Origin of the sequence: Chloroflexus sp. MS-CIW-1 (assembly GCF_030444705.1) — a bacterium.
In the GTDB taxonomy this organism is placed as follows: Bacteria; Chloroflexota; Chloroflexia; order Chloroflexales; family Chloroflexaceae; genus Chloroflexus.
The window spans coordinates 77,848-97,875 of sequence record NZ_JAUBWR010000001.1 but is presented as its reverse complement, the minus strand read 5'-3'; the positions used below and the strand labels follow the sequence as shown (position 1 = coordinate 97,875).

The 20,028-nt window shown below is 55.1% G+C and carries 16 protein-coding genes; 13 read left to right on the top strand and 3 right to left on the bottom strand.

Annotation, left to right across the window (positions count from 1 at the left end; genetic code table 11):
• Positions 1-4 precede the first annotated feature (4 nt).
• Together cofD and cofC are read left to right on the top strand one after the other, a co-directional pair.
• Positions 5-949, top strand: a complete 945-nt coding sequence (gene cofD, locus QTO31_RS00410) for a 2-phospho-L-lactate transferase (protein ID WP_301427740.1) — start codon at positions 5-7, stop codon at positions 947-949.
• Positions 950-966: 17 nt separating this feature from the next.
• The gene (gene cofC, locus QTO31_RS00405; protein ID WP_301427739.1) at positions 967-1,569 is read left to right on the top strand and encodes a 2-phospho-L-lactate guanylyltransferase; all 603 of its coding nucleotides are present in this window, start codon (positions 967-969) and stop codon (positions 1,567-1,569) included.
• A gap of 75 nt (positions 1,570-1,644) precedes the next feature.
• Here cofC and rarD read toward each other — a convergent pair whose 3' ends face one another.
• Positions 1,645-2,556, bottom strand: a complete 912-nt coding sequence (rarD, locus tag QTO31_RS00400; protein WP_301427738.1) for an EamA family transporter RarD — start codon at positions 2,554-2,556, stop codon at positions 1,645-1,647.
• Positions 2,557-2,871: 315 nt separating this feature from the next.
• Here rarD and QTO31_RS00395 point away from each other — a divergent pair, with 315 nt between their 5' ends.
• The 9 genes from QTO31_RS00395 to QTO31_RS00355 all read left to right on the top strand — a co-directional run bounded on the left by QTO31_RS00395 (position 2,872) and on the right by QTO31_RS00355 (position 15,328).
• On the top strand, positions 2,872-5,841 hold the full coding sequence (locus QTO31_RS00395; RefSeq protein ID WP_301427737.1) for a benzoate transporter: 2,970 nt from the start codon (positions 2,872-2,874) through the stop codon (positions 5,839-5,841).
• 344 nt (positions 5,842-6,185) lie between these two features.
• A complete protein-coding gene (gene cas10 / locus QTO31_RS00390; RefSeq protein ID WP_301427736.1) occupies positions 6,186-8,339 on the top strand; it encodes a type III-A CRISPR-associated protein Cas10/Csm1 in 2,154 nt (717 codons plus the stop codon).
• A 31-nt stretch (positions 8,340-8,370) separates the two neighbouring features.
• Positions 8,371-8,814 carry a type III-A CRISPR-associated protein Csm2 gene (gene csm2 / locus QTO31_RS00385; RefSeq protein WP_031458474.1) on the top strand — a complete coding sequence of 148 codons (444 nt, stop codon included), beginning with the start codon at positions 8,371-8,373 and terminating at the stop codon, positions 8,812-8,814.
• Positions 8,815-8,833: 19 nt separating this feature from the next.
• Positions 8,834-9,652: a type III-A CRISPR-associated RAMP protein Csm3 gene (csm3, locus tag QTO31_RS00380; protein WP_301427735.1), complete on the top strand. Its 819-nt coding sequence runs from the start codon at positions 8,834-8,836 to the stop codon at positions 9,650-9,652.
• Between the two features lie 27 nt (positions 9,653-9,679).
• Complete coding sequence (csm4, locus tag QTO31_RS00375) at positions 9,680-10,750, top strand: type III-A CRISPR-associated RAMP protein Csm4 (protein ID WP_301427734.1); 1,071 nt, start codon at positions 9,680-9,682, stop codon at positions 10,748-10,750.
• 19 nt (positions 10,751-10,769) lie between these two features.
• Positions 10,770-12,188, top strand: a complete 1,419-nt coding sequence (gene csm5, locus QTO31_RS00370; protein ID WP_301427733.1) for a type III-A CRISPR-associated RAMP protein Csm5 — start codon at positions 10,770-10,772, stop codon at positions 12,186-12,188.
• A complete protein-coding gene (locus QTO31_RS00365) occupies positions 12,185-13,660 on the top strand; it encodes a hypothetical protein (protein WP_301427732.1) in 1,476 nt (491 codons plus the stop codon). Before csm5 ends, QTO31_RS00365 begins: the two co-directional genes overlap by 4 nt.
• A 171-nt stretch (positions 13,661-13,831) precedes the next feature.
• Positions 13,832-14,257, top strand: coding sequence for a response regulator (locus QTO31_RS00360; protein ID WP_031458470.1), 426 nt, complete (start codon positions 13,832-13,834; stop codon positions 14,255-14,257).
• Between the two features lie 282 nt (positions 14,258-14,539).
• Positions 14,540-15,328, top strand: coding sequence for an HAD-IIA family hydrolase (locus tag QTO31_RS00355; protein WP_031458469.1), 789 nt, complete (start codon positions 14,540-14,542; stop codon positions 15,326-15,328).
• Between the two features lie 334 nt (positions 15,329-15,662).
• Here the strand turns inward: QTO31_RS00355 and QTO31_RS00350 are convergent, their stop codons facing one another.
• Positions 15,663-16,322 carry an HAD family hydrolase gene (locus tag QTO31_RS00350; RefSeq protein ID WP_031458468.1) on the bottom strand — a complete coding sequence of 220 codons (660 nt, stop codon included), beginning with the start codon at positions 16,320-16,322 and terminating at the stop codon, positions 15,663-15,665.
• A 158-nt stretch (positions 16,323-16,480) separates the two neighbouring features.
• Between QTO31_RS00350 and QTO31_RS00345 the strand changes: the two genes are divergently transcribed.
• Positions 16,481-17,452 carry an AAA family ATPase gene (locus QTO31_RS00345; protein ID WP_031458467.1) on the top strand — a complete coding sequence of 324 codons (972 nt, stop codon included), beginning with the start codon at positions 16,481-16,483 and terminating at the stop codon, positions 17,450-17,452.
• A 12-nt stretch (positions 17,453-17,464) separates the two neighbouring features.
• Positions 17,465-18,895 (top strand): VWA domain-containing protein, encoded by a 1,431-nt coding sequence (locus QTO31_RS00340; RefSeq protein ID WP_031458466.1) that lies wholly within the window; start codon positions 17,465-17,467, stop codon positions 18,893-18,895.
• A gap of 286 nt (positions 18,896-19,181) precedes the next feature.
• On the opposite strand, the gene QTO31_RS00335 is transcribed toward QTO31_RS00340, so the two are convergent.
• Positions 19,182-19,778 carry a CDP-alcohol phosphatidyltransferase family protein gene (locus QTO31_RS00335; protein WP_031458465.1) on the bottom strand — a complete coding sequence of 199 codons (597 nt, stop codon included), beginning with the start codon at positions 19,776-19,778 and terminating at the stop codon, positions 19,182-19,184.
• Between the last annotated feature and the right edge of the window lie 250 nt (positions 19,779-20,028).

Here is a 20,028-nt window from a genome sequence, read left to right as displayed (position 1 = left end):
ACCTATGATTGTTGTCCTCGCCGGCGGTGTAGGCGCCGCTCGTTTCCTGGAAGGACTGGCTGCAATTGTCGCGCCAGAGCGAATCGTCGCCGTGGTGAATACCGGCGACGATATGATCATGCATGGCTTGCACATTTCCCCCGATCTCGACATTGTGACCTGCACCCTGGCTGGTGTGATCGACCGCGATCAAGGTTGGGGCATTGCCGGTGATACTGACGAATGCATGCGGTGGCTGGGGCGATTGGGTGCCCCCACCTGGTTCAAGCTCGGTGATCGTGATCTGGCATTGCATATATACCGCACGGCTCGTCTACGCGCTGGGGCCACCCTCTCGCACGTCGCCGACGAAATTCGGCGTGCGTTGGGGGTGGGAGTGAACATTATCCCGATGAGTGATGAACCGGCGCCAACCCATGTGATAACCGATCAGGGGGAGCTGCACTTTGAAGAGTACTTTGTCCGTGAACGTTGTCAGCCGACGGTGCACGCTGTACGTCTCCACGCTGCCGGGCCGGTGCGACCGGCGCCTGAATTGTTGCCGTTTCTGTCTAGAGCCGAGGCAATTATTATCGCGCCGAGTAATCCGGTAGTCAGCATTGGGCCAATTCTGGCCATCGCAGAGCTACGCACAGCCATTGCCTCTAGTCACGCGCCGGTTGTAGCCATCAGCCCGATTGTGGGCGGTGCGGCGATCAAGGGGCCGGCAGTGCCACTAATGCGGTCGGTCGGTCTCGAACCAACCGCGTTGGGAGTAGCCGAGGCGTATATTGACGTCATCGATGGGATTGTGATCGACAATGTTGATGCGCACCTGGCACCGGCAATTGAAGCGCGTGGGATTAAAACGCTGGTCACTGACACCATTATGCGAGGGATGCCGGAGAAGATGGCGCTCGCACGGGCAACGCTCGAACTGGCGGGCCTTGCTGCAATGACACCCCACTGACAGCAAAGGTAGCGTGCGTGATCGGGATTGTTGTTCCTGTCAAACGCTTACAACAGGCTAAATCGCGTTTGAGCGGGTTTCTGGAACCGGCAGCACGACAGCAACTTGTGATAACCCTGGTGCGTCACGTGATCGATACCGTTTACCGTTCCATCGTTTCGCAGTCCATTCCGGCACGAATCTGGCTGGTCAGTCCTGATCCGGCCCTGCGTGACGTTACTGATAATAAGGATGTGGAATGGTTTCCCGATCCGGTTGAGGAACTGAATGCGGCGCTCACGGCGGCACGTCATCATTTGCAGCAGTGTGGTTGTTCGTCAATGATGATTTTAGCCGGTGATCTTCCTTTTTTGACCGTCGATGATGTACGTTTACTCATAGCAGCACTCACCAATTATGATGTAGTACTGGCGCCCGATCAGGAACAACGCGGCACCAATGCGTTGGGGGTACGATTGCCTTCTCCGCTTCCGTTCGGATTTGGGACGGATAGCGCTGCGCATCATCTGCGCAGCGCAGCGCGTCTCGGCCTTCGTGTTCACCTAGTTCATACGCCAACCCTGGCCTTCGATCTCGACGATGGTGAACGGCTCCAACAGTACTACCGCAGTCTGGCTTGATGGTAGCGAGCTGGGCTGATTGTATGAATCGCGATGCACATTCATCGGCGTTCACCTGACCCATCGTGAACAGATTTATCCCCGCTTCTGCTCTGGCGGTGTGATCGGCTGATAGCGACGAGCGGCCAGGATACTGTCTCCCGTATAGATGACCAATGCTGTCCAGATTGCGCTAAAGCCGATCAGTTGGGCGGTAGAAAAGGGTTCTCCATAGACCAATACCCCCAACAACAGTTGCAGCGTGGGCGCTAGGTATTGCAAGATACCGATCATCGTCAGCGGAATCCGGCGGGTGGCCGCACCAAAAAAGAGCAATGGTGCGGCAGTTACTACACCGGTACTGATCAGCAACAGCCATAAACCGGGATCGTGATAGATACCACCGTTATGACCGGCCAGCCAGCTTAACCAGAGAATGGCCGGCGGGAACATCCAGAGCGTCTCGACGGTAAGCGCTTCAAATGATCCGAGAGGCGTCTGCTTGCGTAGGAGGCCGTAGAAGCCAAACGATAAAGCCAGTGCCAGGGCGATCCACGGCAAAGCACCGGCGTTGTAAGTCAACCAGGCGACGCCGGTTGCGGCAATTACAATTGCCAACCACTGCGCTAGACGCAATCGCTCGCGCAGCACGATGACGCCAAGTGCAATACTCACCAGCGGATTGATAAAATACCCCAGGCTGGCCTCAACAACGCGATTAATCTGTACAGCCCACACATAGACACCCCAATTCACTGCCAGAAGTGTTGCACTGGCCAGGTACGTTAGCCGCAAACGGCGCTGTTGCCGTATAATCTGCAACCAGTTCCATTGCCGTCGCACTGCCAGTACTCCCAGTAGGAACAGAAGCGACCAAATCATCCGATGAGCCAGAATCTCGGTGGCCGACGCCCCATTCAGCGCTTTCCAGTACACCGGCAATAATCCCCAAAGTGCGTAGGCGGCGATAGCAGCACCAATGCCTTGTAACGTTGTTTTGTGGGTCATCGTTATTCCTTGCGATAAAATGTAGTACTACAATTTCTCGTAAAACGGTTCTTCTCTCATTTCTGACAAAATATTCAGATTGAGAATGAAATATTATTAATGTTCTACCGCTCTCGGTACCTCCGTCTGGTGATTGATCGCATACCCAAGGGATGATCCACTCAGTGCCATCGTGACACACTTTCTATTGATAACACTTTTCTCACCTTAAGCACAAACAGGCGATCATCCGGCTCTTCGGTAATGCTTCGGTATGGGGGTTCGGTTAAAATTCGGTTGAATCGAAGCTCTACATCGTAGTTTGGGAGAAGAGCCATGAAACGCCCGATACTGCAAGCAACGCTCTCACTGGTGCCTATTGTCTCTTTGCTCGTCATTTGGTCGCTCACGACGTTACCGGCCCTGGCTGCCAGTAGCACCTGGATTGGTGGAAATGGCAACTGGAACGATCCGGCTAATTGGAGTAATGGGGTGCCCCAGAGCCGAAATGATGTGGCGATTTTTCCGAATGCGTCAATGCCACGTGCGGTTAATCTTACCAGTACGATTGAGATTGGTGAAGTGCGTTTTGATAGTGCCATGCCTTATGCGCTTGTGAGTAGTGGTGGTACTGGTAGCCTGTACTTTCCTCCCGCTAGCGCCGGTACTATTCGTGTCTTGCAGGGTAATCATAGCATCTTTGCAACAATTGATTTGCAGAAAACTGTCTCGTTCGATATAGCTGCTAACAGCAGTTTATTTATCTACAATCCCAACAATCTCCTCCGTGGCAGTGGCGGTATTACCAAGACTGGCGAAGGTGATCTCTATCTGTTAACTGCCAACGAACACAGGGGTAAGACGATCATCAATGGTGGTGGGCTCATGTTTGCCCACGATCAGGCCTTTGGTACATCTAAACTTGACCTGCTCAGTGGAAAACTGGTTGCTATGGGTGGTGATCGTCTGGTCGCAAATCAGATCACCTCGCTCAATAATGGCTTTACATTTGATAGTACCGACTATCGCCTCAGTTTCAGTACCCCTCTTTCGCTACCGGGTAACCGTGAGATTACTGTTGAAGGTGATGTCACATTCGCAAAAATTACCGATCCGGCTGGCTCGCGGAATCTGCGCAAGAACGGGACAGGTGATCTCTCGATCAATCTGACCGCGAGCGGCTCTAATATCGGTTCCTTTGTGCGCAATCAGGGCAGTGGCCGGCTCAACCTCTACGGATCGGGAACGGTCGGGGCGATTGTGTATAACCCAACCTCTGGCGGTGGTGAAATCGGTATCGGCGATTACCGCGATCTCACTACTGGTACAGTCATTCGTCGCCGTGGCGAACTCTTTGTGGAGGGTGATGGCAGCGGTGTGCGCCTCCATAGCTCAAATATCAGCCTGCACTTTGAAGTCGGTCCCGGCGGCGATAGATTGGTGCTGAATAATACCACGAACAATCGTACCAACAACGCCAATATTGAACTGATAGGCTCAGGTAATCCGGCAGGGGCCGCCCTAACGCTAGCTCTTGTTCCAGGTTATACTCCTACTGTTGGTAATACGTGGACAATTATCGACCACCAGAGCGGCGGGTCTGGCGGGATTATTGGCACATTCCGCGATTTGCCCAACGGTGCGGTGATTAATGTCGATGGTTATCCGTTCCAGATTGTCTATACCACGAAACAGGTTTCACTGGTAGCGTTACCAACCCTAGTCTTAGAGATGCGTGGCGGTAACAACCAGAGCACCGTGATCAATACCGACTTTGCCCAGCCGTTGCAGGTCTGGGTTGGCGATGAGCACGGTAATCCGTTGCCGGGTGTCTATGTGGGCTTTACCGCACCCGCCGGTGGCGCCAGTGTTACCTTTCCAGGTGGAAATGGTGCAGTAAGCAATACGAATGGCATAGCTCAGGTACCGGTGCGTGCTAACAACATTGTCGGAACATATACCGTTACGGCGAGGGTTGGCAGTGCTGAGGTCTATTTCACGCTGACCAACATTGACCCGACGGCAACTGCCACTGCAACGGCAACGCCGGAGCCGACCGCCACTGCAACGGCAACTGCCACTGCAACGGCAATGCCGGAACCGACCGCCACTGCAACGGTAACGCCGGAACCGACCGCCACTGCAACGGTAACGCCGGAACCGACCGCCACTGCAACGGCAACACCGGAACCGACCGCCACTGCAACGGCAACGCTGGAACCGACCGCCACTGCAACGGCAACGCCGGAGCTAACGGCGACGGCTCTGCCGACGGCGACCACGTCACCGGTTCCGACGGCAACCACGTCACCGGTACCGACGGCAACCACGTCACCGGTACCGACGGCGACCACGTCACCGGTACCGACGGCAACTACGTCACCGGTACCGACGGCGACTACGTCACCGGTTCCAACGGCGACCACGTCACCGGTACCGACGGCGACCCCGTCACCGGTACCGACGGCGACTACGTCACCGGTTCCGACGGCAACCACGTCACCGGTACCGACGGCAACCACGTCACCGGTTCCGACGGCAACCACGTCACCGGTACCGACGGCGACCCCGTCACCGGTACCGACGGCGACCACGTCACCGGTACCGACGGCGACTACGTCACCGGTTCCGACGGCAACCACGTCACCGGTTCCGACGGCGACTACGTCACCGGTTCCGACGGCAACCACGTCACCGGTACCGACGGCGACTACGTCACCGGTACCGACGGCGACTACGTCACCGGTTCCAACGGCGACCACGTCACCGGTACCGACGGCGACCACGTCACCGGTACCGACGGCAACCACGTCACCGGTACCGACGGCGACCACGTCACCGGTACCGACGGCGACCACGTCACCGGTACCGACGGCGACCACGTCACCGGTTCCGACGGCGACTACGTCACCGGTACCGACGGCGACCCCGTCACCGGTACCGACGGCGACTACGTCACCGGTTCCGACGGCGACACCTTCAGCGACACCTGCGCCAACACCCGGTGAAGCGCCTCGCCTGGAGTTACGTCTGCCGCCATCTATTCCTGTGGGTAGTGTTGTTCAGACTCAACTGAGCGCTTCAGGTGGTAACGGCAGCTACACCTATCAGATCAGTGGGAATCTGCCGACGGGTCTCGTGATGACCGAAGATGGCCGACTGGAGGGTCGGGTAACTCAAGTTGGAACTTACAACTTCACGATTACCGTCACTGATGCTAACGGGCAGAGCGCCAGCTTCACCTATGAAATTGTCGTAGAGCCGATGCGGATTTTCGTGCCGGTCATTATGAGAGTTGCGCCCTAGACTGCTATCCCCTGCCAGTACTGTCTCCCGGTACTGGCAGGTGTTTTACCCTGCGGCTATACAGCGCAAAGACACCAGAGCGTACTGCCCTGGTGTCTTTGTATTGTTGTGTGGAAGATCAGGAAACCGCATGCACAAAACGGTCAATACCTCTTAAAATCGCGAAAATTTCATGATCAATTTTCACATTTGTGAACGCAATTTTTGCTATACTAGGTGCGACGACGATAACTACAATAACCGGCGATCATCGCAAACGATGTGAAAGGTGAAGAAGAATTACTGATATTCTTAACTATGGTTTATACTGTAGAAGTCAATCTCACGATAGTGGAGCAAACGCTATGACAGCAACCGAACCGTTTGATGTCGCCTATCAGGTATTGCAAGCCTGGACGACAGCAGCGACCGGTGAGCAGGTAACAGCACCACCAGCGCTGACCGCAGCGGCCTGGCAGCTTTGTGGGCAGTCACCTCAGTCGACGTGGCCCTCGCTACCCGATGCGTTGGATACCATTTTTACTCGGCTACGCACTGGTTCGAGCCAGCAGCGCCAGCAGTGGCAGAAACCGGCGATGCTACGTTGTGACGAAGATACCCTCTTTCCGCAGGACAAGCCGGTGAAGCCGGATAACGCGCTTGCCGATAATCTGCGGCAGGTTTTGCAGGCGGTTGGGCAGATCAATGATCCCGAACAGCGTGTCGAACGCTTGCTGTTTGGTTTGCAATGGTACGCCTGGTCTTTGCCGTCGCCATTACCGGCTGTCTCGCTCTACGACCTGGCCCGCCTGCACGCAGCGGTTGCCGCTGCGCAGACGGCCGATCCCGAACACCGCATTGCACTGGTGGGTGGTGATCTTTCTGGTTTGCAGGAGTTTCTCTACAGTATCCCGGCAGAAGGGGCGGCCCGCCAGTTACGCGGTCGTTCTTTCTATTTGCAATTGCTGACCGATGCTTGTGCCAACTATGTGTTGCGCGAGAGTGGGATGCCGCTCTGTAATCTGCTCTACGCCGGTGGCGGGCGCTTCTATGTTGTGGTGCCGGGACACGTCGTCGATCAGGTTCTAGGCTGGCGAAAGCACCTCGGCAGGATATTACTCAAAGCCCATCATGGTTTGCTCTACCTGGCTCTGGGTGCAACCCAACCCTTTGCGCCTGATACTTACAGCGATACGACGTGGATTGAATTGACGCAGGCGATTGATCGCGATAAGCGGCGACGGTTCGCTGCGCTCGATCCTAATGAGTTTGCGCAGATGTTTCAGCCGCGTATGCCTCGACCACCGCGGAGTGCCGACGAACAGCCTGATGACCGGCTAGGCGAATCCCTGGCCGAGTTAGGTCGTCAGCTTACGCGGGCGGTACTGTTGCAGGTCGGTACGGCTACCGAACCTCTCGCTGGCGAGACATGGCGAGCGGTGACGACGCAACTGGGCTGGCAGTATGAGTTCCTTCCTCAGCCACCAGTCCGAGCGGGGCGTTTCCGCATTCTGGCACTTGATGATGAAGCAGCGCCACATTCACCAGCGCAGGCTATTTCGGTAGGGCCGCGCTATACTGTGACCGAAGCCTACCGCCTGCAAGAGGATGACCTGCGCGAGCCGTCGGATGAAGAGCTTCGGCCCGGTGATGTCGCTCCTTTCACTGTGCTTGCCCGTCGTAGCAAAGGTGTTGCCCGCATTGCTGTATTGCGGATGGATGTTGACAATTTGGGCGATCTCTTTGGGAAGGGATTGGATCGACCGGCCGGCCTGGCCAGCCTGGCTGTGACCGCAGCCCTGAGTAGCGCGCTGAGCCGCTTTTTCGAGGGTTGGGTCGGCGAGTTGTGCCGGCGGATGAATCAAACTGAAGGCGGCATCTACGCCGTGTATAGCGGTGGCGATGACCTGTTTCTCGTTGGTTCGTGGCATGTGATGCCTGAACTAGCCCGCACAATCCGCAATGATTTTGTTCGCTATACAACCGGCATCATCCCGGACGGCATCCCACCGGTGAGTGTGTCGGCGGGCATTACTCTGCATCAGGCTGGGTATCCGCTGTACCAGGCGGCTGAAGATGCCGGAAATGCGCTTGATGCAGCGAAGAGCTACACCCATCCCGATGGTCGCAACAAAGATGCGGTCACGTTTTTAGGTCAGACGCTAAGCTGGCAGGAATTTGCTCTGGCTGCGTGCTTAAAAGATGAACTGGTAGCGTTAATCGAGCAGGGTGCGCCGCGAAGCCTCCTCATGACCGTGCAACGTTTATCGTTGTACGCCCGTCCACGCTACAACCGGGCTGGGGTTGAGCAATTGACCGTTGGCCCGTGGGTGTGGCAGGGTGTTTACCAGTTCACGCGCCTGGCCGAACGTTCATCAGACGAGGTCAAGCAGAAGATTGTTGATCTGCGCGAACGATTGCTGAGCAGCGAGGGAATTATGGCGCGAACTATCATCCCTGCCGGATTAGCCGCTCGCTGGGCACAGTTGTTGCTGCGCAGTCGTGATCGTAATCGGTAGCATTGGTTTATGTTTGGCAAAGGGAGGTTGTATGAATCGTCAGCGGGGTGATCAATCACCATCGGTTCAGCCTATTTCAGCAGATGATCTAAAAAAGATCATGACCGAGGAGTCGGCGGAAGCTATTCAGTTGTTGATAAAAAAGGCCGATGAGTTGGGAAAAGAGCTGAGTGGAAAGCTTACCACTTCACAGATCCGCAATATCTTTGGTGAAGTACGCTCAATCGAGCAAGAGGTAGGCCTTGAGGAAGAGACGCTGCCACTGAACGTCCAGCGCCGACTGCTAATGTTAAAGCCCAAGATGGCGTATCAGATTGGTCGCTTCAGCAACAACAACGCATTGCGGGCATTAGTTGACACACTCTCGCGGGCGATTGACCTGATCGGGAATGATGTTCGCCGTTTTCATACCTTCGTCGATCTGTTTGAAGCGATTCTGGCCTACCACCGTCGCTACGGTGGCAAGACGAGTTAATGCTTGAGGAGGCTATCCCATGAGCACACGCACTGTTACCCTGCACGGACGGATCATGTTGCGGGCTGAGATTGAGTTGCTGACCGGTCTGCACATCGGCGGCGCCGCTGGTGGGCTTGAGATTGGCGGTCTTGATAAACCGGTTATTCGTAATCCGCGTACCAATCAACCCTATATTCCCGGCTCCTCGTTGAAAGGCAAGCTGCGTTCACTGATGGAAAAGGTCTACGGTGCACCGCAGACGTTCAAAGTCAACGAAGGGGTGTATATCCACGTGCCAACGAACGAAGATGAGTACCGTCGCTTCTACCAGATTGCTGGCGTGTTTGGCACGTTACCCAATCACAATAGTCTAACGATCAGTGTGCCGACGCGCCTAATAATGCGGGATGTGCCACTGACCGCCAAATCAGAAAGCGAACTGCGTCAGCTCCGTACCGATCTGCCGTATACCGAGATCAAGTGGGAAGCCGCGATTGATCGTGTCACTTCGGCGGCTACACCGCGCCAGATCGAGCGCGTGCCAGCGGGTACTGTCTTTGGGCCGGCAGAAGCGGTCTACAGTCTCTACGTCGGGAATGGTGAAACGCTCGCCGATGTTATCAATCTGTTCGGTTCACTCTACGAGGCCTTCACTTATCTTGAAGATGACTACCTGGGTGGGATGGGATCGCGTGGCAATGGTCAGGTGCGTCTGCGTCATGTTCAGATATTTGCTCGTCGGCTTCAAGCCGGACAGTACGATGAGCTGACGCTCGTAATGGAAGCGCCAACCCTGCCTGAGCTGAAGCGAGACGAGCTGCTGATCAAGTTGCAAGAGTATTTCGCCGCAGCGTAGGTGTGGCCATTCTCCGGAGAAAGCTCTATGCCGACGATACTTACCGTCTACCACCTGAATCCACCACCTGGCGCGACAACGCTTAGCTTTCACTTTGGTCGGCAGGGGATCGGTCTGGAAGAGACGAGCGAGACGTTAGCCTCCGATTCGTTCTTTGCAGCGCTGGTGGCGCAGGCAGCACTTAGTGATGATCAACGTACACCTGATGGCGCACCGGTTTGGGTTACGCCGTTTCTCAATGGGCAACCACCGTTTCGCCACAGCTCACTTGTTCCCCGGATCGGTGATCTGCCGTTGCTGCCACGTCCGTTACTGCATTTACCCGATACTGCCGCAGTAGCCAGCAAGAAGCTCAAGAAGCTGCGTTATCTCTCGCCGGCCCTCTTCGTTGCCGTCTGCAAGGGTGAGACATTGCCCGACTCTCCGTTGATCCTGCAACAAGGCAAAATCTGGCTGAGTGAAGAAGAAGCGCGACGCCTGCCATCGCCGTGGCGACCAGCCGCTAGCGAAAGTACAGAGTCCTGGCGGGCGCGGTTGAGTGCAACCCCGCTCTGGCAGATTGACGCCACACCACGAGTAACCCTTGATCGGTTGAGTCAGGCGTCGGCCTACTATGAAGTCGGTCGTATTATCTTTTCGCCCGGCGCCGGTCTGAGTGTGGGCGTGATGTTTCACGATCCGCAAGCCCAACGAGTGTTCGAGTGCCTGCTCACCTTGCTCGGTGAGAGTGGCCTGGGGGGGAAGCGCACTAACGGCTATGGCACCTTCACGTGGCAACGCGGTGCGCCGCTTAGTCTCGATCTGCCGCAACCTCACCGGCGTGCTGTCTTGCTCTCGCGTTATATCCCGACCCCGGATGAGCTGGCGTTTGTACGCGATGAATCCTCGACGTACCAACTGGTCAACGTTGGCGGGTGGTTCCTGGCTGCCGATGGCACTACCTACCGTCGGAAATCGATCATGATGATCGCCGAAGGCGCTGTCCTAACCTGCGCCAATGTCTTGCCGCGTGGTCAGATCATTGATGTGAGACCGGATGTGAACCTGCCACACCCGATCTACCGCAGTGGCCTGGCACTGGCTATTGGTTTACCGTAGCAACCGAATGAGGAGCGTTATGCCATCGATCAATCGGGTGTATCAACTGCGGATCGAAACCCTCAGCCCGCTCTGTGTGCTGAGTGGGAGCCGGTTGTATGAGCAAGTCGATTTCTACGCCGACCGCGAGACAACCTACGTCTTCAATAGTGATGCTGTCCTCGATCTTGTGTTGCAACGCTGGCTGGAACGTCAACCTTCTCGCGAACAACAACTGGCACGTTTGGCCGAGCGTGAAGAGCGACTCCAGCGTCGGAAGCAAAAGAATATCGAAGACATTAAACGTTTCGAGGCGTCGCCGCCCAAAGACCCACGCAAGGCGCAAGAGATGGAGCAGCGCCTGATCGCCGAGGCGAACAAAATTAAAGAGGAACTGGCTCGCCTGAAGGCCGAACGGGCCAGTCTTGAAACGGCAGCGACCACTATCGTTGTCCCGCCAGAGCTGCTCCAAAACAGTGGTTTTAACGACTTGCTTACAACCAGGCTATTGACAGTTGACGATCTGCGTACCGTACCGGGTCTGCTCCGCTACTCTTGCACTGGGCGCCCCGAAGTCAAAAGTGAGATGAGCGAGATTCTGGCTTGCGTGAAAGACCCCGCCGACCGTCTGTATCTCCCCGGATCAACGTTGAAGGGTGCGCTCCGCACCGTTCTGGCCTGGGCGCTGGCACCGAAGCGAGCGGCACAGGTGCTGGCGCAATTTGCCGACGCAGAAGATAAGCGCAAGGCCGCAGCAGCCATCGAGCGCAACATCTTTTACGGACGCAAGCAAGGCGATTCTAGGCGGGTTAGTCACGATCTGTTACGCGACGTGATGCGCACCGTTCATCTGAGCGATACTCAACCGGTTCGCCAGAACCCGTTGTTGGCTCAGGTACGGGTGTTTCCCAAGGGTTCGCCGATGACAGTTGAAGCGGCGCCGGTTGGCGTCACGTTTACTGCCGTTTTACAAATCGAACAGTATCCGTTTACCGGCCAGATAGCCCGCTCGGTGATCGACTTTGGCGATTGGGCGCAACAACTCCAACCGGCGCGCCTGGCAGAGCTAGGTCGGCAGCGCACTCGTGTGCTGATCGAAGGCGAACGAGCATACTTCCAGCAGCGCCCAGAGCCAGAAGCAGCAGCAATTGCCCGCTTCTATGCCGGCTTAGCCGAACGACTGGCCGAGCTAGAAGGAACAAATGCGTTTCTGCTGCCTATCGGCTGGGGGGCCGGTTGGCGCAGCAAGACTCTCGACAACCTTCTGCGAGAGGGTAATCGCGAAACGATCTTTGTGCAGGCAGTGCATCGATACAATCTGAAATTAGATCAACAGCGATCACAGCGGTTTCGGGCTGGTGATCGCTTCCCGGCTACACGCAAGCTGGTAATGCAGAATGGGCAACCCTGGCTCCCGCTGGGCTGGGTTTGCCTGACTATCGAGGAGCGTAAGGTATGAAAATCCTGATCATGTGCAATCTTGGCAACAGTGATCTCTTGGCCGACGGCAAGCGGCCCAATAACCTGCGCGTTGAGGGTGAGCAACTCTGGCAGACCTTTGCCGAACACCAGTTTGAATTACCGCTGATCGAGCCGTGTTTAAAATTCATCCAACAGAAACATCCTGATGCGGAAGCGCGACTGATCTGCTTCTACACCGACCAGCCGGAAAATCCGAAAACGATGCAAGCTGATCGTTTTGGGGTGAGATTGCGTGACAAAGACACCGTCTGGGTGGCGTGGATCGTGCAGCGGCTGGTTTCCGAGCGGTTTGCGAACTGGATCGAGCAGGTGCAACCGGTTCGGATTGAAAACCGGTATGGCCCCGATCTCAACCCCAGTATCTATGACGAAGCGTTCGAGGCTTACGCCTACTTGTTGACGCGCGTCGAACACGATGTCGATGCGTGCTACATCTTGACGGCTGGCGGGATTCCGGCTTGCAATTTTGCGTTACAGCTTCAGGCGATTATCGCCTACGCCGACCGCTGTCATTTCGTCTATCCGCCAGAAGGTGGTCACGTTACCGAGCTGGGGATCGGCGAAAAGATGAGTAGAGCCTTTCAGCGGATCAATGCAATGACGGCCCTTGGTCAGTACAACTTCCCGGCTGCCCTGCTCAGCGCACGTCATGCCGGGGTTGAGGAGTGGATTCTCCGACTCCTTGAATATGCTGTCTACCGCGAAGCATTTGATTTTCGACGTGCACAGGATGTTGCGACGAAGGCAGAACGTGTCGCGTCAGGGACAAACCGCGATCTCTGTCGTGAGTTGAGTGCCGACCTCAAACAGCTCGAAAAAAACGATATGGCTGCGCTGCTCCGTGAAGTGGCCTACAGCGCCGAAATTGCCTGGCGCAACAGTCGCTATGCCGATATGCTGGGGCGTATCTTTCGGTTTCAAGAGGGCGTCTTACGCTGGATCGTCGAACGCTACCTCGGCCTGCCTACCGATATGAGTAAGGAGCTGCGTGAGGTCAATGTGAAACGCTACCGTGAGCAGATCGAAGCTACGCCGGATTTACGCAGGTTTTTGGAACAACGCACCATTGACAATCAGCCGCTGCGCTACGCCGATGGCCCAAATCGACCGGTCATGCAGGCGATGTTTGAATTTGTGCTTGAAGGGGGAACACGAGCAGATGGTACACCATGTGCGACAAAGAAAGATCGCGAGCGGTTACAGGGCGTTCATGCACGTTTGAACAAACTCGATGCACTGGCCGAGCTGCGTAATCAGAGCGTGATTGCGCACGGTTTTGCCGGCGTTTCAGAGGAAGCCATCAATAACCTCTACCAAGGCGGCGCCAAGCAGATCGTTGACGATCTGAAAAAGATCATCGAGCTGCTCGGTATCGAAGGCGCTACATCACCGTTTGATCGAATCGTCGAGGTTGTACAACGAGCGCTTAAGCAACGACTGGACACCTGATTCTGGGTATTTAGAACCTATCCGAATCATCGATTACAATTTGACAAAACTGTTATTGTATCCTAGGTGAAGCTGTGCTACACTAAAGATAGGAAAAAAGTACTATTGTCACCAGCGCCACCGTAACTGTCCATCTTTGCAACGGCGCAGGGATAGAGACGGGGGGCTTCTATGAGCAGCAATCCTCAGACTGCGCAACCTGTGCGCATCTTGCTGGTAGAAGATGATCATCACATTGGGCGCATCATAGAGCTTGCAATGCAGGGCATAGGGATACCTTACGAGTTTGTGTCAGTTCTCAGTGCAGAAGAGGCCCTAGAGCGCTGGAAAGAGCAACCATTCGATTTCCTGATTAGTGACTACAATCTGCGCGGTATGAATGGCGTGCGGCTGGTGAAGACATTGCGCGAACAAGGGTACAACCCAATTACCTTGATTGTCACGGCCTATGATTCGTCCGAAGTGCGTCATGCTGTAGCCGAGGCGGATGTTCATAGTTACATGACCAAGCCGTTCTTCATCGATGAACTGATTGAACGTATCAAGCAATTGCTCTCCACCAACTGGTCGATGAAAGAACGTATGCTCAACGCCTGAGACGATCAGGCGTAACAACGTCTATCACCTCTATCAGCTCTCCACATTGTTTCGCATCAGAATACGAGGGCGGAGCATTCTTTTCCTCTCGATACCCCTGTACGCTGCTGCCAGTGCAGGAATGCAGGCTCACGCTCCTGGTGAGACGGGATTGTCTGGTGATCACTGTAAAACTGCGAACGCTGAACACCCCTACCAAGAAGTCGATCTGCCTGTGGTAATGGTCAGTTGTGATACTATTGCACGGTACATACATGCTGATTGTTACTACCTGGAGCTAGCATGCAACCGATTCCACGTTACGACGGTTATATCTTCGATCTTGATGGGACGATCTACCTGGGTGATATGCTCTTACCGGGTGCAGCCGAACTGTTGCATACTTTGCGTCAGGAAGGTCGCCGGATCACATTTCTTTCAAACAACCCCACCAAAACACGGCAGCAGTATGCCGCCCGTTTGCAGCGACTTGGTATTGTGGCTGAGGAACACGAGATTATTACGAGTGCGGCAGTGATGGTTGAGTGGCTGCTGGCACATGCGCCTGGTGCACCACTCTTTGTGGTCGGTGAAGCGCCGCTGATCGGAGAGCTTGAGGCGGCCGGATTCCCGTTGAGTGAACGGCCTGGTGAGATCGCATTTGTTGTTGCTTCGTTTGACCGTACTTTCACGTACCGCAAACTACAAATTGCCTTCGACGCAATCCGGGCAGGAGCGCGATTGGTAGCGACGAATCCCGATCGCTTCTGTCCTGTGCCTGGTGGTGGTGAACCTGATGCAGCCGCGATCATTGCCGCCATCGAAGCCTGTACCGATACCCGCTGTGAGGTCATCGTCGGCAAACCCTCACCGATTATGGCACGTACTGTTACCAATCTGATCGGGTTGCCGCCAGCACGGTGCATTATTGTCGGTGATCGCCTGATGACCGATATTGCGATGGGTGTGACTGCCGGTATGGATACGGCCCTTGTGCTGACCGGTGATAGTCAGCGCGCCGATGTCGAGCGATCTCCATATCGCCCAACGTATATCCTGGAACGCATCGATGAATTACTCGGTTCATCGTAGAGTTTGAAATACGACGGAAGCCCGAAAACGTTGACAATCCCTCACGTCCCTCCAGTCCATTTCCTCTCATACAACGCGAGGAAGAGGATGCATGAAATGGGTGGTCTCCGCTGCTCCCACCAGGGTTTTTCAACGTTTTCAGGTTTTGGCTGCGTTCGCCAACAGATGTCGTTCATACCCGTATGACAAGGCCGCCAGCCCACGTCGTGCAAGAGGAGCGAACCCGTCACTGTATTGTAGGGGCGGGTTCCAAACCCGACCCTGCCAACGCGGAGACATGCACAATCGATGTACCAATGAGAGGATTGGTCGCAGACCATCACCCCGAACCTTATCACTCTGCGATTAATAACGATCGCAGCGTTGCTACCGAGTCGGCCAGAGCAAGGGGTGCAGCATAGTACAGCTCCTGGTATTCCCCGTAGCCATACGTCACTGCAACACATGGCATACGGTGCGAACGGGCACCGATAATGTCGTACACAGTATCACCGACCATCACCGTCCAGGCGCGGTCGGCACGCAGACAAGGCAGAAGCGTTGCGATCACCATGGCCTTATTGCCGTTGCGGTCGTCCGGATCAACGGCTGCAATGGCTTCAAAGAACGGTTGTAAGTCGAAATGGGCCAGAATGCGTTCGGCTGAAGGGCGAATCTTTGACGTAGCAACGAACAGCCTGATACCGTGCGTTGTGAGATCGGTCAGCAGTTCAGGAATACCAGGAAAGACCATATTTTCATATAGACCAATTTCCCAGTACCGTTGTCGATAATGAGCAACCGCCTGATCGGCTAGTACCGGATCGCCGAGCAAGTGCTCGAAAGAAGCGTGAAGGGGCGGCCCGATCCAGCGGCGCAATGCCGGATCGCTCAGTGGTGGGTGGCCAAGTTGGTGAAGGGCATAGTTAACACTACGTGCAATACCGATGAACGGATCGGTGAGCGTTCCATCAAGATCGAATAAGATAGCGCGGAAACGGTGTTTTCTCTTCATGCTGATAGTATACCGCAAGGATGACAACCGGCAAATGCGCGGAAACAGTGTTATAATGAAAATATCCGGTTGTCATAAGAACTCCATTGGTGCATAACAGCGATGGAATGACTTGACAGTCGCTAGCTTCTGCAAACCATCACAGAAAGGCCCCTGGCATGTTTCATTCAATGGCCGATGTGCGTGAATTATTAGGGCGACAGAACTACATCGCCTCCGACGAGATTAGCACGGCAATTTTTCTCGCCGAACGATTGGGTAAGCCGCTGCTAGCCGAAGGCCCGGCCGGCGTCGGCAAGACCGAACTAGCGAAGGCCTGGGCCGCAGCGCAGGGTCGTGAACTGATCCGTCTTCAATGTTACGAAGGTCTCGATGAGACGAAGGCGCTCTACGAGTGGGAGTACGCAAAGCAACTGCTCTACACCCAACTGCTGCGCGAGAAGCTATCTGATCTGCTTGGTGATGCGCAAAGCCTTCGTGAAGCGGCTGATCGGCTTGCCTCGCAAGAAGATGTCTTCTTTTCCGAGCGCTTTCTCCTGCCGCGTCCGTTATTGCGGGCGATCATGAGCGACCGACCGGTCGTCTTGCTTATCGACGAAATTGACCGCGCCGATGCCGAATTCGAGGCATTTTTGCTCGAGGTGCTCAGTGATTTTCAAGTCTCCGTTCCCGAACTGGGGACGCTGAAGGCCAAACATGTGCCGACGGTCATCCTGACCTCAAATAACACGCGCGAGTTGAGTGAGGCTTTGAAACGCCGTTGTCTGTACATTCACATCGATTATCCCGATCTCGAAGCTGAACTGCGCGTCGTGCAGTTGAAGGTACCGGGTCTGGCGCCAAAACTGGCACGCGAAGCGGTTGCGTTGGTGCAACGTTTGCGAACGCTTGATCTCAAGAAGCATCCGAGTGTCTCTGAAACGCTTGATTGGGCGCGGGCACTGGTAGAACTGAATGCACGCCAGCTTGATAAGGCGACGCTCGACACCACCCTTAACGTCCTCCTCAAATATGAGAGCGACTTGCAGCGTGCTCGCCGTTTGTTGCAGCAGGGAGATCGACCTGATCGGCCCGACCGCCCCGATCGGCCAAAGGGTGGTTATCGGGGTAGCGATTGGACCAATAACTAAGTGGAGTGAAGTATGGATCGACGCATTACCGAATTTATTGCAGGTTTGCGCGCTGCCGGTGTGCGGATCAGTGTCGCTGAGTCGGCTGACGCAATGCGAGCGATTGAACAGGCAGGGATTGCCGACCGAAATATCTTTCGGCTGGCATTGCAAACCGCACTGATCAAAGAGCGTCAGGATCAGGCTATTTTCAATGATCTTTTCCCGCTCTATTTTGGCAAGGATTCCCCCCCTGCTCTGCAACCGGCCGGTGGCGATCAACTCTCACCGGAAGAGCAGAAACAGTTGTTACAGCAGTTGCAGCAGTTACTCGCCCAGCTTCCCCCCGGACCCCTCCGCCAACTCTTCCAAAGCATGGTAAGTGGACAACCGCTCAGCAATCAGCAGATTCGGGCAATGCTGGCCAATGTCTCGCCTCCACACCTGAGCGACCCGCGTTATCGAGACTGGATGACACGCCAGGCCATGCGTGAATTGCAGATGAACCGTCTCCAGCAGGCGCTACGCCAACTGCTCGAACAATTGCGCGAACAAGGGATGCGTGAAGAGGCGCTGCGGGCAATCGAACAGGCCGCCCGTGCCAATCTGCAAGCGCTTGAGCAGCAAATTGGTCAGCAGGTCGCTCAACAAATGCAAGAGCAAGCTCAGGGACAGGGACCACGCCAGGGCAGGGGCCGACCCACTGAGCGCGAATTGCTTGATCTGCCCCTTGAACAACTCGATGAGAGTCTCCTGCCTGAGATGCGAACTCTGGTACGTAAACTGGCCGCACGGTTGCGTACACGATTGGCGCTGCGCCAGCGTCGTGGGAAGACCGGGACACTCGATGCCAAGGCAACAATTAGAGTTAATCAGCGTTTCGGTGGGGTGCCGATGCTGGTGCGCCATCGCAAGCGTCACCTCAAACCGAAACTGGTCATTTTGTGTGATCGGAGTGTTAGTACGCAGCACGTTATGTCGTGCATGCTCCTCATGATCTACGCGCTGCACGATCAGGTTAGCCGTACCCGTTCGTTTGCCTTCATCGATCGGCTGTACGACATGTCGCATTACTTTGCCGAATCACGACCTGAACAGGCGATTACCCAAGTCTTGCGTGAGATTCGGCCTACGCGCAGTTACAGCACCGACCTGGGGAATGCACTGGCCGAGTTTTGTCGTGATCAATTGCACCTGATTGATCGCCGTACTACCGTGATCGTCCTTGGTGATGGACGTAACAACGAGAACGATCCGAATCTTCCTGCGTTCGAGCAGATTCGACGGCGGGCGCGCCGCATAGTCTGGTTCGCCACTGAAGAGCGCTGGAAGTGGGGTGTCTACGATCCCGGCTCGTTGAGCAGCGACATCTACAAGTATGCGCCAATGTGTGATGCGATGCACGAGGTGACGACGCTTCGGCAATTGGCCACGGCTATTGATCGCCTGTTTTTGCATCCGTAGTGGCCGATAGATGTGCTGTGCTCTGAAAGTTTATCCGTCGTTCTGTAGCGCATTTCTGCGATAGAGAAGACCTGATTCGCCGAATACGGCTTGACGGGATACCCTAGACAATGCGGTGGGGAGCCGGTATCGTTGGTGATGATACGAAATACTGCTCATACCGTACCCCATCTGGCATTGGATCGATCTCATGGTGTCCCGTCGTATTTCATTTTTATGATGGTTGCAGTGACGATAATCATTCGGTCAAGCTCTACAAACGCTGTAAAGCCTTCTGTCTCTCCTGTTACGATGCGTGCGGTATCCATCCTCGCCGCAGTAGCGGCCAGGCTTGCCAGAGATATTCGACCCCTGAGCCAACGGTCCAGAGCAGTGCCAGCCCTATTACTATGGGCCAGAGATCGAGGAGAGGAACCAGATACCCACCAAAGATAGTGCCCAGGAATCCTCCAGTTGCTGCATGGGCTGCCAGTAAGCGCCAGATCAAAGCAACTACCGTAATGACCAGCTTCTGCTTGCCAAAACGGCGGGCCGAAATCACGATTCCTTCAGCAGCGGCGAATGAGCGGAGACCGGAAACTACAAATTCACGGATAATAATAGTGAGAGCCACCCAGGTTGGGAGAAGACCAACCTCGATCATCGGCAACAGGACACCGGCGACAAAAATCTTGTCGCTGATCGTATCAATGAACACGCCGAGTGGTGATACGACCTTGAGATGGCGGGCCAGACGACCATCGGCCATATCACTCAAAGCCATGAGAAAGAGCAACAATGCTGCACCAAGATAGGCCATGGGCGTGGCAACTAGAACCATCCAGGCTAGAATGGGGGTGGCGACAATGCGGAAGAGACCTAGCAGATTGGGAAGCTGACGCATGGCGGTTTCTCAATTCTATGCCGGTACTGCTGCTCAGATTATAGCATAGATTGTTTCATTGCACTTTACATAACAATCTTATACCGTCCTCGCTGCTACTTGCTATGGTATAATCCAGACTAACTCTTCAGTGTGCAAGTAGTCCGGGAAAGGAGGATGGGTTCAATCATGGCTCCTGTGACACTCTTGTAAGCAATGGTGTCACTGACGTTATTGGTTAGATGCGACTCTCTATAAACATACATTATCG

Excerpts from the sequence above, each read along its gene's own strand:
- cofD (WP_301427740.1), top strand. The coding sequence starts at position 5 with ATGATTGTTGTCCTCGCCGGCGGTGTAGGCGCCGCTCGTTTCCTGGAA.
- rarD (WP_301427738.1), bottom strand. The coding sequence starts at position 2,556 with ATGACCCACAAAACAACGTTACAAGGCATTGGTGCTGCTATCGCCGCC.
- QTO31_RS00395 (WP_301427737.1), top strand. The coding sequence starts at position 2,872 with ATGAAACGCCCGATACTGCAAGCAACGCTCTCACTGGTGCCTATTGTC.
- cas10 (WP_301427736.1), top strand. The coding sequence starts at position 6,186 with ATGACAGCAACCGAACCGTTTGATGTCGCCTATCAGGTATTGCAAGCC.
- csm2 (WP_031458474.1), top strand. The coding sequence starts at position 8,371 with ATGAATCGTCAGCGGGGTGATCAATCACCATCGGTTCAGCCTATTTCA.
- csm3 (WP_301427735.1), top strand. The coding sequence starts at position 8,834 with ATGAGCACACGCACTGTTACCCTGCACGGACGGATCATGTTGCGGGCT.
- csm4 (WP_301427734.1), top strand. The coding sequence starts at position 9,680 with ATGCCGACGATACTTACCGTCTACCACCTGAATCCACCACCTGGCGCG.
- csm5 (WP_301427733.1), top strand. The coding sequence starts at position 10,770 with ATGCCATCGATCAATCGGGTGTATCAACTGCGGATCGAAACCCTCAGC.
- QTO31_RS00365 (WP_301427732.1), top strand. The coding sequence starts at position 12,185 with ATGAAAATCCTGATCATGTGCAATCTTGGCAACAGTGATCTCTTGGCC.
- QTO31_RS00360 (WP_031458470.1), top strand. The coding sequence starts at position 13,832 with ATGAGCAGCAATCCTCAGACTGCGCAACCTGTGCGCATCTTGCTGGTA.
- QTO31_RS00355 (WP_031458469.1), top strand. The coding sequence starts at position 14,540 with ATGCAACCGATTCCACGTTACGACGGTTATATCTTCGATCTTGATGGG.
- QTO31_RS00350 (WP_031458468.1), bottom strand. The coding sequence starts at position 16,322 with ATGAAGAGAAAACACCGTTTCCGCGCTATCTTATTCGATCTTGATGGA.
- QTO31_RS00345 (WP_031458467.1), top strand. The coding sequence starts at position 16,481 with ATGTTTCATTCAATGGCCGATGTGCGTGAATTATTAGGGCGACAGAAC.
- QTO31_RS00340 (WP_031458466.1), top strand. The coding sequence starts at position 17,465 with ATGGATCGACGCATTACCGAATTTATTGCAGGTTTGCGCGCTGCCGGT.
- QTO31_RS00335 (WP_031458465.1), bottom strand. The coding sequence starts at position 19,778 with ATGCGTCAGCTTCCCAATCTGCTAGGTCTCTTCCGCATTGTCGCCACC.